The organism is Paenibacillus sp. 1-18 (assembly GCF_000520755.1).
Lineage (GTDB): Bacteria > Bacillota > Bacilli > Paenibacillales > Paenibacillaceae > Paenibacillus > Paenibacillus brasilensis.
Genome location: NZ_ASSB01000083.1, coordinates 1 through 14,849 on the forward strand (window position 1 = coordinate 1; position 14,849 = coordinate 14,849).

At 43.8% G+C, this 14,849-nt stretch carries 14 protein-coding genes, 2 pseudogenes and 1 riboswitch; of the genes and pseudogenes, 11 read left to right on the plus strand and 5 right to left on the minus strand.

Going from position 1 to position 14,849, the window contains the following annotated elements:
* Positions 1 to 143: 143 nt before the first annotated feature.
* A complete protein-coding gene (locus L693_RS0105665) occupies positions 144 to 1,478 on the minus strand; it encodes an erythromycin esterase family protein (protein WP_025716434.1) in 1,335 nt (444 codons plus the stop codon).
* Between the two features lie 82 nt (positions 1,479 to 1,560).
* A pseudogene (locus L693_RS0105670) lies at positions 1,561 to 2,743 on the minus strand (serine hydrolase domain-containing protein).
* Positions 2,744 to 3,133: 390 nt separating this feature from the next.
* On the opposite strand from L693_RS0105670, the pseudogene L693_RS31110 reads away from it, so the two are divergent.
* Both L693_RS31110 and gpmA read left to right on the plus strand, forming a co-directional pair.
* Positions 3,134 to 3,280 (plus strand): annotated as a pseudogene (locus L693_RS31110) (DUF4440 domain-containing protein); the annotation flags it as partial.
* Positions 3,281 to 3,720: 440 nt separating this feature from the next.
* Complete coding sequence (gene gpmA / locus L693_RS0105675) at positions 3,721 to 4,470, plus strand: 2,3-diphosphoglycerate-dependent phosphoglycerate mutase (RefSeq protein ID WP_025716436.1); 750 nt, start codon at positions 3,721 to 3,723, stop codon at positions 4,468 to 4,470.
* A 62-nt stretch (positions 4,471 to 4,532) separates the two neighbouring features.
* Here gpmA and L693_RS0105680 read toward each other — a convergent pair whose 3' ends face one another.
* Positions 4,533 to 6,026 carry an alpha-amylase gene (locus L693_RS0105680; protein WP_025716437.1) on the minus strand — a complete coding sequence of 498 codons (1,494 nt, stop codon included), beginning with the start codon at positions 6,024 to 6,026 and terminating at the stop codon, positions 4,533 to 4,535.
* 261 nt (positions 6,027 to 6,287) lie between these two features.
* Between L693_RS0105680 and L693_RS0105685 the strand changes: the two genes are divergently transcribed.
* The 4 genes from L693_RS0105685 (at position 6,288) to L693_RS0105700 (ending at position 10,157) form a co-directional block, all read left to right on the plus strand.
* A complete protein-coding gene (locus tag L693_RS0105685) occupies positions 6,288 to 7,124 on the plus strand; it encodes an HNH endonuclease (protein WP_025716438.1) in 837 nt (278 codons plus the stop codon).
* A gap of 394 nt (positions 7,125 to 7,518) precedes the next feature.
* Positions 7,519 to 7,950 carry a DUF1641 domain-containing protein gene (locus L693_RS0105690; protein WP_025716439.1) on the plus strand — a complete coding sequence of 144 codons (432 nt, stop codon included), beginning with the start codon at positions 7,519 to 7,521 and terminating at the stop codon, positions 7,948 to 7,950.
* A gap of 27 nt (positions 7,951 to 7,977) precedes the next feature.
* Positions 7,978 to 9,159, plus strand: a complete 1,182-nt coding sequence (locus L693_RS0105695) for an NAD(P)/FAD-dependent oxidoreductase (protein ID WP_025716440.1) — start codon at positions 7,978 to 7,980, stop codon at positions 9,157 to 9,159.
* Positions 9,160 to 9,353: 194 nt separating this feature from the next.
* Positions 9,354 to 10,157, plus strand: coding sequence for a copper amine oxidase N-terminal domain-containing protein (locus tag L693_RS0105700; protein ID WP_025716441.1), 804 nt, complete (start codon positions 9,354 to 9,356; stop codon positions 10,155 to 10,157).
* 54 nt (positions 10,158 to 10,211) lie between these two features.
* Here L693_RS0105700 and L693_RS0105705 read toward each other — a convergent pair whose 3' ends face one another.
* Entirely contained in the window at positions 10,212 to 11,255 is a 1,044-nt protein-coding gene (locus L693_RS0105705; RefSeq protein WP_025716442.1) for a stalk domain-containing protein, read from the minus strand.
* Positions 11,256 to 11,514: 259 nt separating this feature from the next.
* On the minus strand, positions 11,515 to 11,691 hold the full coding sequence (locus L693_RS28875) for a CsbD family protein (RefSeq protein ID WP_081752087.1): 177 nt from the start codon (positions 11,689 to 11,691) through the stop codon (positions 11,515 to 11,517).
* Positions 11,692 to 11,847: 156 nt separating this feature from the next.
* Here L693_RS28875 and L693_RS0105715 point away from each other — a divergent pair, with 156 nt between their 5' ends.
* The 5 genes from L693_RS0105715 to L693_RS28880 form a co-directional block, all read left to right on the plus strand.
* Positions 11,848 to 12,363, plus strand: coding sequence for a DUF2179 domain-containing protein (locus L693_RS0105715; protein ID WP_025716443.1), 516 nt, complete (start codon positions 11,848 to 11,850; stop codon positions 12,361 to 12,363).
* A gap of 117 nt (positions 12,364 to 12,480) precedes the next feature.
* The gene (locus tag L693_RS0105720; RefSeq protein WP_025716444.1) at positions 12,481 to 12,693 is read left to right on the plus strand and encodes a cold-shock protein; all 213 of its coding nucleotides are present in this window, start codon (positions 12,481 to 12,483) and stop codon (positions 12,691 to 12,693) included.
* 318 nt (positions 12,694 to 13,011) lie between these two features.
* Positions 13,012 to 13,111: riboswitch (purine riboswitch) on the plus strand.
* Positions 13,112 to 13,179: 68 nt separating this feature from the next.
* Entirely contained in the window at positions 13,180 to 14,364 is a 1,185-nt protein-coding gene (locus tag L693_RS0105725) for an MFS transporter (protein ID WP_025716445.1), read from the plus strand.
* A 79-nt stretch (positions 14,365 to 14,443) separates the two neighbouring features.
* On the plus strand, positions 14,444 to 14,587 hold the full coding sequence (locus L693_RS30450) for an RAxF-45 family protein (protein ID WP_016822706.1): 144 nt from the start codon (positions 14,444 to 14,446) through the stop codon (positions 14,585 to 14,587).
* A 103-nt stretch (positions 14,588 to 14,690) separates the two neighbouring features.
* Positions 14,691 to 14,849 (plus strand): ATP-binding cassette domain-containing protein (locus tag L693_RS28880; protein ID WP_155983771.1); only part of this gene is annotated, 159 nt, incomplete at its 3' end.

Here is a 14,849-nt window from a genome sequence, read left to right on the forward strand (position 1 = left end):
AAGCAAGCCTTCTCGCATTTTGAAAACATTTATTCCATCTAATGATCTTTTAATAGAATAACCTAGCTGACATTTTTAAACAACTCTATTGACACTTAACACTATCATCAGTACTACACTTCGTTAAGCCACATTATTACAAATTATTGATGTAGTTGAGATGGACTGACTTTTTGAATTTGAACAAGTATATCAAATGTTTTACCTAATGATATATCAACAGTTTTTGGTATAGCAGGGCCTTCTTTAGTTATTCCAGCGAAAATTTGATGTTGTTCGTTTAACCAAGTTTTTGTCACTCCGTTCGCCTTACGTAAATCAATAAAAAATTGATCTTTTTTGACCTGTCCAAAAATGTAATTATAACTGTTTGGATCATCTGATTTTAATATTCCATATGGGCCAAATTCACCATCATTATTATAGACATTATATTGTCCTTTATAAACAGATGTTCCAATAGATACATACCGTTTTCCATAATATTCTGCTAAATGCTGCCCAGCTACTTTAGGGTATACAAATGGAATCATATTTGTTTTCGAAACGTGTCCATTATGTCCCCAAACTATGGTTTTCCCTAAATGTTCTTCAGTCCACTTCGCATTTTCATACATTGCAATATCATGTTTCAAATAAAAATCCGATGGTTTATCAGGGGATGTTCCTCCTAACATTGTAGTAAACTGTTCAATAATACGAGCATTTTGTTTTATCCATGCGAACTCTTTGGATTTTCCGTTTAGATAACTTTTATTTTGTTCTAATAAAGCACTGATTTGTTTAGCATCTGAAATATACTTTTCTTTTTCTTCTTTCGTAAGGCTATCAAAAGTATTCATATCCTTTGTTACAGGAATAAGACCTTTTATCTTCTCTTCTACTCTAGGCACAAGATCTGAATTGTTTCTTTTTATATATTCTATTATATTATTATAGACATTCTCGTTTACTGATTGAATGTCCATCCCAATGATACGCACTTTAGATTTATGTTTTGGATTAGCATTATATTGTCGAATCCAACTAAGTAGATCTAACATTTCTTTTGTGTTAAATACTGGTGATAGATGTTGGCTTGGGTTCCCCTTACCAGTAAGAACATATCGATCAAGCTCCAAAGCTCTGTCCCATCCCTCTTCTAAAACTAAGTTGATGAATCCCTTTTCAGATACTAAATAATTAACAATGCGTTGTTTCATTGTAAAAACTTCATGAGCCCCATGCGTAGCTTCACCTAAACCTACAATTGAAGCTGAACCTACCATATTCTTAAGTGGTTTTAAATCATTAAAAGATGCAGTTGGATTAGTTGTTTTTAAAGGCTTTGCATGCATTTCTAACCATTCCGCTATTTGATTTGTATTGTAGGGAGCTGTAACAGAAACTCCTGTTTTCGAGTCTGCATAAGTACTTCCTACAAAATTAGTCAGTATTATAGCAAAAACACCAAGTGCAATAATCATTTTCTTTTTCATAATACCCTCCTAAAATACTTATTTGTTAGTTTTTTTGACATGCTCTAAGGAGCCCAGTTTAAACCATTGTTTTCCTTTTTGCCTACTTGCTAAATTCAGCAAGTAAAATATTTTTAAATGGATCAGGACTATCAGCTTTAAGGCTGTTCAAATTGACGACCAATGTATGCTTGCCTCCAAGTGTGCCACCAGCAAAAGTGGTAAACCCTAGAACTCTACCTTTGTGTCCCCATATCGAGACACCGTTTGGAAGCTTAGTTTCAAAGATCCCAAGACCATATCCGGTTCCTTCTCTATCTGTAGGAACTGTAGTAAGCATTTGTTTTAGTTGCTGTTCCTTCAGTAATTTACCACTGAGTAAGTAAGAGAAGAATTTGTTTAAATCGTCAGCAGTAGAAATCATATCTCCATCCGAGCTACCTGGGTTAATATAAGTAACGTCTTTTAGCTCACTTGCTCCGTCTAGTTGGAAATAGCCACGGGCATGCTTGGTGCCTGGAATCACGCTTGAATTGCCAGGTAGGAATGTATTTGACAAATCAAGCGGTTCAATAATCCGATTTTCAACCTCTTCCGCATAGCTGTGTCCAGTTACTTTTTCAATAAGGATCCCCAGTATTACGTATCCTGTGTTTGAATAAGACCAACCCTTTCCTGGGGCAAAGTCTGGGGGAAGAGAAATCCCCATCTTTACGAATTCTTCAGCCGTATACGATTTTTTTGTATCCGTATAATCAAAGTCTTTTGAATTTACATAGTCAGCGATACCACTTGTATGATTCAATATCTGCCGGATAGTAATTTGGTTACCATTATATCCGTTTCCTTGAATGACACCAGGCAACCATTTTTCAATGGAGTCGTCTAGATTCAAACGGTTCTCTCCAGATAATTGAAGTAGAACTGTTGCAATGAACGTCTTCGTTACACTACCAATGCGAAAGCGAAAATCTGTTTTCATTGGTTTCTTGGTGCTCAGGTCCGCTAACCCAGCGGCATAACTCCATGTTTTTCCACCCTCAGAAGTTTTAGCAAGTATCCCAGGATATCCAAGTTGCAATGTATCCCGCATTGCCTCTTTGACGGAATTACGTTCACTTTGAGTGCTTGTTTGTAACGGACTAGATACATTTTGAATGGACTCCGCTTTTACAATTGAGGTTGGTGTTGTGTATAACAGAGAACTTCCAGCCATTAAAAGGACTAAACCTGTAGATGCAATTTGACAATGCTTTTTCATAAAGATATTCCTCTCCTCTATTCATATTGTATCGGTAGTTATTTGCTGTTTTAGGGCAAGAGTGGATTTGCAATTATCTTTACTCATTATTATTTTCACAAACGCTATTGTGTCCTAACAAACGGTAAATTCCTTTTTTTCCACATGTATGTTAACCCTAGAAATTACTTATTTTCCTTAAAACACTCTTGTTACTGGTTTGTTTTTCATAAATAGGTCATACCTGTTTCCCCTTTCACGCCTCGTTAAATTTTTATCATACACAATGAAAATCTCCCCTCCTCATTTATTGTTAATGTGTTAAAACTTCCTCTGTGATTCTAAGTGTTTTTCTGTCACATACGGTAGTGACGAAATGTCACGCTATATAAATCCTAATATTGTTCGGAGTGAATAACTCAATTCAGATGTCGCTGTCAGTGAAACTGGTGATTTGGCTGTGTTGAGTTATAATTTACACAATTACGTAGCAGGAGAAGATGGACAAGAAAAACTTCGAAAATGTTGGAATACTACTGAAGTTTTTCGCTTAATTAATGGCGAATGGCGTACAGTACATTGATGCATTTCACCTTTTCGATACCACCTCATCCATGTTTTTAGCTGTGTCTTATTCGTATTCCCAGTTGCTCCATAACCTCTCTTACCGGAACTCTTGCCAATCTCAATTCAATCGCTTGCATCTTTATTTCTAGGGGGTAACTCACTCTCGTTGCCAACGTAAAAACACCTCCAAGGTTATCTCCATATCTTACGACATGGCTTGATTCTCTTGAAGGTGTTTTGATTTGTCTCACGTTATGGGGTCAGTCCCGGCTGTCGAGAAAGTCTCGACAGCTTTTTTTGTTAGTTTAAGACGACACCACGTTAATGTTGTATTAGGTAACTATTGTATAGAACGGATACCAAAGAAGAAACGTTTTAAAAATTGTATTTTACGTTAAATACATAGAAGTTGGGTAAAACATATACATCATGACTGACAAGGAGAGGAGTGAGTGTATGTATCAAGTAGTGTTGGTGAGACATGGAGAAAGTGTGTATAACCGTCAAAACCTGTTCACAGGCTGGACGGACGTGGACCTAACTGAACAAGGAACGCATGAAGCCATCGAGGCCGGGCGTATTCTCAAGGAGGCCGGGTATACATTTGATTTGGCGTTTGCCTCTGTGCTAAAACGTTCCATCCGCACGCTGTATCACATCCTGGATGAACTTGACCATTTGTGGATACCTGTGCAGAAGTCCTGGAAGTTGAATGAACGCCATTATGGCGCTCTTCAAGGGCTTAGCAAGCTGGATTCTGCCGTTGAATACGGCGAGGAACAGGTTCATATCTGGCGGCGCAGCTTGACAGTACGACCTCCCATGCTGGATGAGAAGGATGAGCGGAGTCCACGCAGAGAAGAGCGTTATCGCCATATTAAGCCAGAGGAGCTGCCGCTGGGGGAAAGTCTGGAGGATACGGTGCACCGGGTCGGTGAGTTTTGGAAGCAGCGGATTGTGCCATTGATCCTCAAAAAGGATCGGGTTATCATTTCCGCGCATGGCAATACTTTACGCGCATTGATCAAGTATATGGAGAATCTGGACGAAACCGCATTGTTGGATTTAAATATTCCGACAGGTATTCCGCTGGTGTATGAGCTAGACGATCATATAGATCCGATCCGACGCTTCTATTTGGGTGATCCGAGTCATGTGGAGGCGAAAAAGCAGGCTGTGGCCAACCAAAGCAAGGTGACGGAGTAATTGATGATACCAAAGAGGACAGGGCGCTTCCTCGCATCCTGTCCTCTTTGTGTTGGATAAAGTTAAGCTTCCACATCGTCTTCTGCTTCCGGGCTGTCATCCTCGGCAGGAAGTGCCCATACCGAGACACTGCCAGCACGAACCGGAAATACGCCGTAGCCGTCCTGCCCGATTGTTATAAAGTGGTCGTGATGTCCCGTCAAATCAGTCCATTGCTCTCCAGCACGCTGTTTCCCTACGAACATTCGTTTTTCCCCTTTGTCTGCATTGGTAATCACTACAGCACAGCCGGAGCTTTTCAATTCAGGAACGCCCTGACGCACCCATCCAATCGTATGGGGATCGTCAAAATAATCCTTGTGCTCCCCATAGGCTTTGTGGTATCGGGCATACAGGAGCGGATCTAACTCGGCCTGCTTGCCTTTCACGGGTGTTTTTCCCTGAATACCGTAGTAATCCCCGTAGAATACGCAGGGGTAACCGTCTTTGCGAAGCAGAATGAGCGCATAGGCACTGGGCTTGAACCAGTCCTCCACCCAGGATTCGAGCGCTTCATGGGGCTGGGAATCATGATTATCGACAAAAGTGACCGAGTTTAGGGGGTGAGTATGGACCAGCGTGTCCTCGAAAATGGTGCTTAGATTGAAATCCTTTCCACCCAAGGAAGCGCTATGTAGTTTGTAGTGGAGGGATACGTCGAACAGGTCGATTTTATAATCAATGGTATCCAGGAATTTCTGGCATGACTTCAGATCCGGTTTCCAAAACTCGCCTACCATATAAAAATCCTGTCCACGTTTTTTGATCATTTCCGTGGCGAATTCCCGTACAAATTCATGATTGATATGCTTGATCGCATCCAGACGAAATCCGTTGCATTGCAGGGTATCCACCAGCCATTTGCCCCAGCGAATCATTTCCCTGCGCACATCCTGATGATTATAGTCAATATTGGCAAACATTAAATAATCATAATTGCCGAATTCATCATCTACATTTTCGCTCCAGCTTTTATTTTTGCCTAAAATACGATAAATTCCTGTCCGGTCCTGGCTTGCATCATAATCGGTTCCGTTAAAATGTTCAAAATTCCATTGGAATGTGGAATACTGACCTTGACGTCCGGGAAATGTAAATTTAGTCCATCCTTCGATATCGAAGGGCTCTGAGATAACCTCATTGCGGTTATCCGGGTTAACCTCGACGACCTTGAACACTTCTGTTTCATCCGCGCCGGCCTTATGGTTCATGACCAGATCGACATAGACGGCTACGCCGTGGCGAACACAGGCGGCAACAGCCTCCAATAGGTCTTCCCTGGTACCGTATTTGGTGCGTACCGCACCTTTTTGATTAAACTCGCCCAGATCGTAAAGGTCATAGACGCCGTATCCCGTATCCTCGGGCGATTGACCCTTGGTAACAGGTGGAATCCATATCGCGTCAATTCCTTTAGTCTTTAGTTCCGGTGCCAGGCGGGCAAGTTTCTTCCAGTGTGAACCGTCTGCTTCGACATTCCACTCGAAAAACTGCATCATCGTATGGTTCCTTTTCATGTGCGTCCCTCCTCCATATATAACAAGTTACCCACCAAGTGAGGGGGGCTAAACGTCAGACGGTTAATATAGATGCTAAACGAAGAACAGGCATCGCTGTATAACGTATGCCAAATCATTAAAATTTGTTATACCTGATCGTTGCAGCCATACAATGGCTAGAAAAGGAAACGTGAACACGATAAAATGGATCTAACTTAACAGGGGCACGAATTTCAGGCTACCGATGAAATATGAGCGACGGAGGAAGGAGGGATGAACATGACGGAACCGCAGCAAAACAGGAATGAAGCGGGCGAGCCGCTGATGAAAAAATGTACGTATTGTCAGGAGCTGAAGCCGCTGACGGAGTTTCAGCGCAGAACCGGTCGCCGGGCAGGTCCGTACTCTCGACGTGGCCCTTGCCGTTCCTGCCGGGGCTTAGCCACACAAGAGCGTGTAGCCATTTCTACCCCTTCCGGCGAGGCAATAAAGCCCTTAGCCGCTTCCACGGCGCGACATAACCCGGGGGCAGGTGAGGATGTCCCATGTCTGGATACATCGGTACAGCCTGAACTGCTGCCTTACCCACCCCGCAGGAAGCCGGTCACAGATAAGGCGCGCGAACGCCATCGGCAACGGGTGCGGAATCTGCTCAGCAGGCTGAAGCCTGCGGATACCCGTGCGCTGCGGCTCAATCGCAATGGCATGATTCGGCTGAGAGGCAAAACCGATCAGGGGAGACGCTGGCATCAGGAGATTGAGCTTGATTTGGCGATGACTCTGGTTAGAGAGCGCATGGCGGTGATTGTAAATCCATACACTGTTCGCAGACTCTACAGTAACAAAGAATTTCGTCAATACGTGCTCAAGCGTGATCGTTATACCTGTTTTTTCTGCGGCGGCTATGGTGATACCATTGATCATTTACTGCCTCGGGCTAAAGGTGGACATACGACGCCGGTCAACTGTGTATGTGCCTGCAATGAGTGCAATCAGGTTAAAGCTGCCCGTGATGTAGAGGAGTTCATCGAGTCCGGTGTGCCGCTGTCATCTCCTGGTCATTTAGAGTCTCGTGATGATTCCTATACTTCGGAGGACCCCCTTTTTTTACGGTAAATTTGGACAAAAATCGAGCTTATTCTAATTTTTATCTAAAATAACAAATAAAAATTTGCAGAAATTTGTGCAAATTTAAAATTTTTTCGACGTTAGTGTTGTAAACAGTGTAATATAGAGGTATAGGGTTCCGTTTCGACCTGTTGTAGTCACGGAGAAGTGCTTCGTGAGATATTCCGCAGCAGTAACAACAACAGAATACCGTCCAAGCAATATACAATTGGCATCTGCGATGATCAGTCTTGCCCTTTAGGGTATAGGCCTGGTTTAAGCTGTGCTTCTTGCATATTTAAGGGCGCGAATTCTTTGAACGTTTTTATTGCTAGAGTTTATAGATACAGGTTATGAGAAAGGAATGGACTTCTATTTTCACAGTAAAGGAGGACGTTCACGCATGTCTGAAAACCAACAAGAGGTGGCTGTAACACAAGAAGCTACCAAAGAGTCTCGGGATATACTGGACCAATTGATGAAACCGGAGGTTCAGCAATCGCTGACCGTGCTGGTAGAGAATCTGCCCAAGTTGACTGAGATGGTTACTCTGATGACCGACGCTTATGATGTAGCCCGCAGTTTGGCAACTGACCCTGTCTTTCTCGGAGATATGAAAAGCTCCATGGGAGAGTTTGTGAAGCCTGTTACAGAGTCGGCAAAAGGTTTGGCTTCTGCTGCCATTGAAGCTAACGACCGCGTACAAACTACGGACGGCAGTGTAGGTCTGTTTGGCCTGCTCAAAATGCTTAAAGATCCAAATGTACAAAAAACGCTGCGTTTCAGCCAGGCTTTCCTGGATATTCTGAATGAGCGCCAACGCGAAAGCAAATAATTACCTGATCGAGAACGGAGGATGGACATGTCGAAGCAAATTTTGATCTTGGGCGGAGGATACGGCGGATTGCTGGCTGCTCTCACAGCACGTCAGCACTTGGACGCTAGCCAAGCAACCATTACAGTGGTAAACCGCTTTGCGTCGCACCAAATTATTACGGAGCTGCACCGTTTGGCGGCAGGTACAATTGCCGAAAAAGCTGTTGCGCTTCCTTTGGAGAAACTGCTGCGTAACAAAGATATTATCCTGAAGGTGGATACAGTTTCGGAAATCAAACCGGACGATAAAAAAGTAACCTTGGCCAGTGGCGCTACGTTGAGCTATGATGCTCTCGTTATTTCCCTGGGCAGTGAAACGGCTTACTTTGGTATTCCAGGACTGCAAGAGCATAGCTTCACACTGAAATCAGTGGCAGAAGCTAATCGCATTCGCGCACATGTGGAAGCTCGTCTGGATGCTTACAAGCAATCCGGCAACAAAGCAGATGCTACAATCGTTATCGGCGGCGGTGGTCTGACAGGCGTTGAGCTGGTGGGCGAATATGCTGACAAGCTGCCTGTGGTTTGTCGTGAGAAAGGCATTAACTACGAAGATATTAGCCTCTACTGTGTAGAAGCTGGACCATCTATTTTGGCAGGCTTCCCTCAGGCGCTGGTTGATCGTGCAGTAACAAGCCTTGAAAAACGTGGCGTTCAAATCGTAGCTGGTGTTCCAATTACGGAAATGAAAGCCGACGAAGTTCTGCTCAAAGACGGACGTTCGATCAAAACGAACACCCTGATCTGGACAGGCGGCGTACAAGGCAACGCACTGGTTGGCGCATCCGGTATCGAAGTAAACCGTGGTCGTGCAACCGTGAATGGTGCATTGCAATCGACTTCCCACGAAGACATCTTCCTGGCTGGTGACAGCGCAGTGGTGTTCCCGAGTGGAGGCGAGCGTCCATACCCTCCAACTGCACAGTTGGCTTGGCAAATGGGCGAGACGGTGGGTTACAACCTGTTTGCTTACTTTAACGGAGCAAAGATGGAACAGTTTACACCGGTATTCTCCGGTACGCTGGGCAGCTTGGGCAGAACAGACGCGATCGGTACGGTAGGCGCGAATGGCACCCAATTGAAAGGCGCTGTAGCTACTTTGATGAAAGAAGGCAGTAACATCCGTTACCTGTCCCACATTAAAGGACTTTTTGCTTTGGCTTATTAAAATCCTTATTTTTTATATACTTTATTCAAAGAGAGCGCTGAACAGCGCTCTCTTTTTGTTTTGCAGGTAGATCCATTATAACCCAGTATATGTAAGATATCATATTCATTTTTTAGTCACATGTTGTAAATTATGGTTGAAATGATATTTCTGTGGCGATACACTAGAAATGAAAAATAAACTAGGAGGGCATTATGAAAATCAGGTTATTAATCTGCCTTATGCTTATATTGAGTTTTGGCGCTGCCAGCTCAAATTTGGCATTTGCTCAAGCTCAAGGCCAAACCCCCATACACTTGAAGGTCAATGATCATTACGTTTTATACACCTATCCTGCATCACCTTTTGTGGATCAGAAGGGCAGACTGCTTATACCGCTCCAAGCGGCTGAGGATATATTGGGTGGTAAAGTAACATACAATGCAGCGAACAAAACCGCTTCTGTTGATCTTTTGGGTCGTGATGTAACCGCAACGATCGGATCACCTGAAATATCGGTTAACGGCGATCCAGTGACAATGGATACAGTCCCCATCATGAAAAGCAATGCGATGTTTTTACCGGTATCCATCCTGTTGAAAGATACAGATGCGAAGATGGAGTGGGATCCCAAGCGTGAATTATTGACACTAAGACATGATAGCTTTACGGAAAGTCCAGTTCTTATCAATTTTAAGGGACAAGACCTGGCTCAGGTCATTGATGCGAATGCGTTTGATCTTACTTCCTTTGATTGGGATAAAAAGAAAGGTAGATTGAATATTCATGCTACGTATAAGAGTGGCTTATCGCCCGTCTCCAAGCAAATTGACTTTAATCCTATGATTGTTTATAGCAAAGGGACCTATAGTGTAAATCCCTATTCTAAACCCAGTATGTTTTACAAAGTGAAAATCACCACTCCTGGTAATTTGGTTTATACAAGAAATATAGATACGACCAATGCGGATAAAGATTATGTAAAATATATTACTTCCGTAGGAAGGTTGATTAACTGAAACAAAAAGCGACAAGGGCTTTGAACCTTTGTCGCTTAGTTTTTTAATTTACACTTAGAAGTTAGTGATTAGGTTGCGGTTGTCCTTATTGCGTACAGTTCCATTGATTCTGTCAATGGACTCTCTGTTTTTAAGGAAATCAATAACGCCATCTGTCAGGTTGCTTCTTTGCGAACTTGAGAGTTTATTCCAGTCATCCAAACCTACATACACATCCACGTCAGCTTTACTACTGTCGCCTCTTACACTGAAATCAAAGCCGACCCCGGCGTAGTTGCTATATCTGTTGAACAAATCACGTTGGATCGTGTTTGCATCGAAGGATGAAGCTACATCCCTTAAAGAAACCTTGCCTCTGCTGTTGATTGTAAAGGTTGCCATTTTATCTCTATTACTGGAGTTTTTAACCGTACCCTCTATATCGGCATCTTTATACTCTTTCAAAATATCTTCACCGATGTCTTCAAGGAAGGTTTCTTTTCTGCTGCTGGTTAGGTCAGTCCATCTGGATTTCGTCATTTCGATGGTCACTGAAATATCTTTTTTGTTACCATCCAGCGTGATATCCGAGTTGGTGTTGTAGTCATCCCGGTGATCATCATTCAGCTTACGTTGGAGATCTTTCAAGGAGTCTGAGCTATTTTTGCTTGCATCATCTTTTAGCGTCTGATTGTCTTTTTGCAGTTGAGCGATGGTAGCATCCTTAGTCGTGTTCGCTGCTTTCGCTGTGTTCAGCTCCTGAGTCAGTGTTGCAATCTGGTTGTTCAGTGCCGTCACCGTAGATTGATCAATCGGAACGCCTTTGTCAGCAATGACCACACGTTTGTTGGTGCCGTCCCAGTCTACTTTTTTATCCAAGGCAGTACCTGCCAGCTTAAGCGGGAGATACGTTACGCCATCTAGTAAGAATGGTTCTGTTTTAGCGTCGTAAGGCACTTCAGTTCCGTTGTAGATGATTTTAATATTGTTATATACTGCTTGGATCGGCTTAGTCACTTGTGCGGCATATGTGGATTGGCTAAAAAGAGCTCCGGAGATGGCCAAGGCCGATACGGCAGTGAGGATGACAGGTTTCTTCATGGATTTCAATGATTTCATTCGTTGGTCTACCCCTTTATTTAAGAATTATAGCTTGATTCATAGACTAGAGTAACATTAATGCATACAAAATCCAACAGTTTGGAAGAGTCATTATTGGTTGTGCTTATATTGGTTAGACGCAAAAGCAACTGTAAAAGTTGCCCTGTTTGCGTAAATATTTTTTCCAAAGGTATCCGAACAAAATAAAACAAGCCCGCTGCATAAGATAGCGAGACTTGTTTGTAGTACAGTGCGTTAGAATATCAAAAAATCAGGATTATTTTCCGTCCTTCAGCTTGCCTACTGTTTCCTGAAGATGACCTTTGGCCTTATCCAGCTTACCTTCAGCTTGTAGGGACTTATTATCCGTGGCATTCCCGACTTGGTCCTTGATTTTACCTTTGGCTTTGTTTACCTGACCTTTGATTTTATGGCTAATTCCGTTATCCTTCATGTGGTAGCCCTCCTTTATGTGATCGAACATTATTCAGCATGCTGTAGTGAGTTATTACCCGTGCGCAGGTCATACGAAACCTGAGTCTGTGTATAACATAGAGGGGTATAATGATGAGTATGGGCCAGATCAGAACGTGAAGTGGGGAGTGAGCGTATGCTCAAAATTTTGTTATTTATTCTCGTTATTCAAATTATTTACGTGTCGGCGTATACACTGCGCATGATTTTAACGCTGAAAGGACAGCGATATATCGCTGCACTCATTAGTACTGTGGAGGTTACGGTCTATGTGCTTGGCTTGAATGTAGTACTTAAGTATCTGGATCAGGTGGCGAGTCTGGCGGTATACGCGATTGGTTATGCGTTAGGTATTCTTATCGGGGCATGGATTGAGGAAAAAATAGCGCTCGGCTACGTCACCGTCAAGGTAATCAGCAATGAGATCAATGGAGGGATTGCCAATGCGCTGCGGGATAAAGGATATGGTGTTACCGCCTGGCTGGGCAGTGGACGTGATGGAGAGCGTCTGGTGATGGAGATTTTGGCTAAACGGAAAAACCAGAATAAGCTGTACCAATCAATTCTGGACCTGGACCCCAAGGCCTTTGTTATTACGGTAGAACCGAAGCAATTTCATGGCGGCTTCTGGACCAAAGCAATCCGTAAATAAATATTTTTGTAAAATACGCATATTTTTCGGAGTTTGGAGCATATTAATACCCGCACAGGAGAGAATAAACAGAATGCTGACAGGGGATTACCCTATAAAAACCGAGGGGGAATGTAGATGTACAGACGCCAGGCCCCGGAGATCATTCCAGAGGAAAATACAGCCATTTGGTCGTGTACAAACGAAGGCTGCAACGGCTGGATGCGAACGGATTTTACCTTTTTGAGCGAACCAGTGTGTCCACTTTGCCAAGCCTCGATGGGGCAGGAAATGCGGATGCTGCCGATTCTCAATCAGGCGGGCAATTCCTTTGTCGCCCAACGCTCTTAAATCAGGATTTTGCAATATCCTCAATTGCAAGTGAGTATGATGTCTCGCTTGCAAAATCGATGAACATCAAAAGCCGCTCCAGCGACATGCTGAGCGGCTTTTGGTTATAGAGCCTGAGAATAGGGGCCAATGGTCCAAAGATGAAATACGTCGATCACGGCCTCTCAGATGCGCTGCACGGAATCACGATATCACGAATACGGTCATGAGTATTTACCTTATCTGGCGGATCGCGCTATGAGCGAATTTTTGCGATTGTAGGGGGTTGAACTTAATCAAAGGCTTCTTTATAGTAATAGCTATAACCTTCGTGAATGCGTAATAAATGAATGTCCCATTTGTATAACCTCAATAATATGGTTTGAGGGTCTCTACCAGGAACCGATAAATCCTGATTACAAAAAGTGTACGTCTTGTACATTTCTTGTGGTCAGGATTTTTTTACGTCATACGAGGGATTTACATGACAGCAAAGGAGCTAATGTAATGAACTTTAAAGTAGTTATTTTAACGCTTGCGACCTTTACGGTAGGTCTGGTGGAGTTAATTATCGGTGGCGTGCTGCCTCAGATTACACAAGATTTGAATGTCTCTGTAAGTACGGCAGGTCAGCTTATTATGATTTATGCACTTGTCTACGCGATTGCCGGGCCGACCTTATTGGCGCTGACCGCCAAAATTGAACGAAAACGGCTATACCTGTGGTCGATGTTTATCTTTCTTCTGGGAAGCCTGCTGGCCTTCTGGAGTCCGAATTATGCCGTATTGTTTGTGTCTCGTATCGTTACCGCTGCAAGCGGGTCGCTAATTGTGACGTTATCGCTGACCATTGCGGTCAAAGTAGTGTCCAAGGCTTATCAGGCCCGAGTCCTTGGTGTCATCTCCATGGGGGTTAGCTCGTCCATCGTGCTTGGTATTCCAGCCGGGGTGCTGATTGGCAATGCATTTGGCTGGCGGGTGCTGTTCCTGATCATTGTCGTGTTGACAGTGGTTGCTATGATCGTAATCAACTTGTTTATGGAGCGAATTCCGACAGAGCAGGTTGTGCCTATGCGCCAGCAATTGAAATCCTTAAAAAATGTTAAAGTGATCAGCGCCCATCTGGTCACTACGCTGACACTGGCAGGGCATTACACGTTGTATGCGTATTTTACTCCGTTTTTGGAAAATTTGATGGGCTTTAACGCCTCATGGATTAGTGTGGCCTATTTCGTCTTTGGACTGGCGGCAGTAAGCGGTGGCTTTATTGGCGGCTCTTTGGCTGACCGGTTCGGCACAGCGAAAAGTATTCTAATCGTCGTTGGGGTGTTTATCGCCGTGCTGTTCTTGCTGCCATTCTCGATTCACTCGATTTATGTGTTTGCACCGCTCCTGATCATCTGGGGGATATTGAGCTGGGCATTGTCGCCGCCGATGCAAAGCTATCTCATTGAAAATGCACCCGAATCGGGGAGCATTCAGCAAAGCTTTAACTTCTCCGCGCTTCAAGTCGGGATCGCTCTGGGTTCTGCCTTGGGCGGTGTGGTGATTGAGAATAGCGAAACGGTTGCTACGAACGCCTGGGTCGGCGGGGTGTTTGTAATTATTGCTTTTGTATGCGGCGTATTTTCGATTACCAGAACCGGAACATCGCAGACCGTCAGAGGGCACGGACACCAATTCATTTTATAGTGGATAGGCCATTCCCTTCTTTCATTATCCGAAAAATCATGCTATACTACACAAAATTATGAAGAGAGGGGTGAGGTAGGTGAATCACGAGATGCTGAACAACCGTATTAGCCAGCTGCCGATTGCTATGGCTGGCATTGTTCATGCTTTTCCATACAACGGGAGAAGTCTGTCCAATTTTAATCATACGGTTGTAAACATCGCGAGAAGACGCCTACCTTAACTCGAACGGATTGCTGTATCTTCCGAAGAGTCGCGGGGTTGCTCCTGCGGCTCTTTTTGTGTTACCCAGGTAAGGGTCTTCCTAAATAAAGGAGAGCCTGAACATGTATATTGTGAATGGTCAACAATTGAAGAAATACCACGCTGCGAATTTGATTTTGGATAGTGCATCATTTGAAATCCATACCGGGGAAAAGGTGGGGCTTATCGGCCGCAACGGAAGCGGTAAAACGACCCTGCTGCGCCTGATTGCGCGGCTGTCC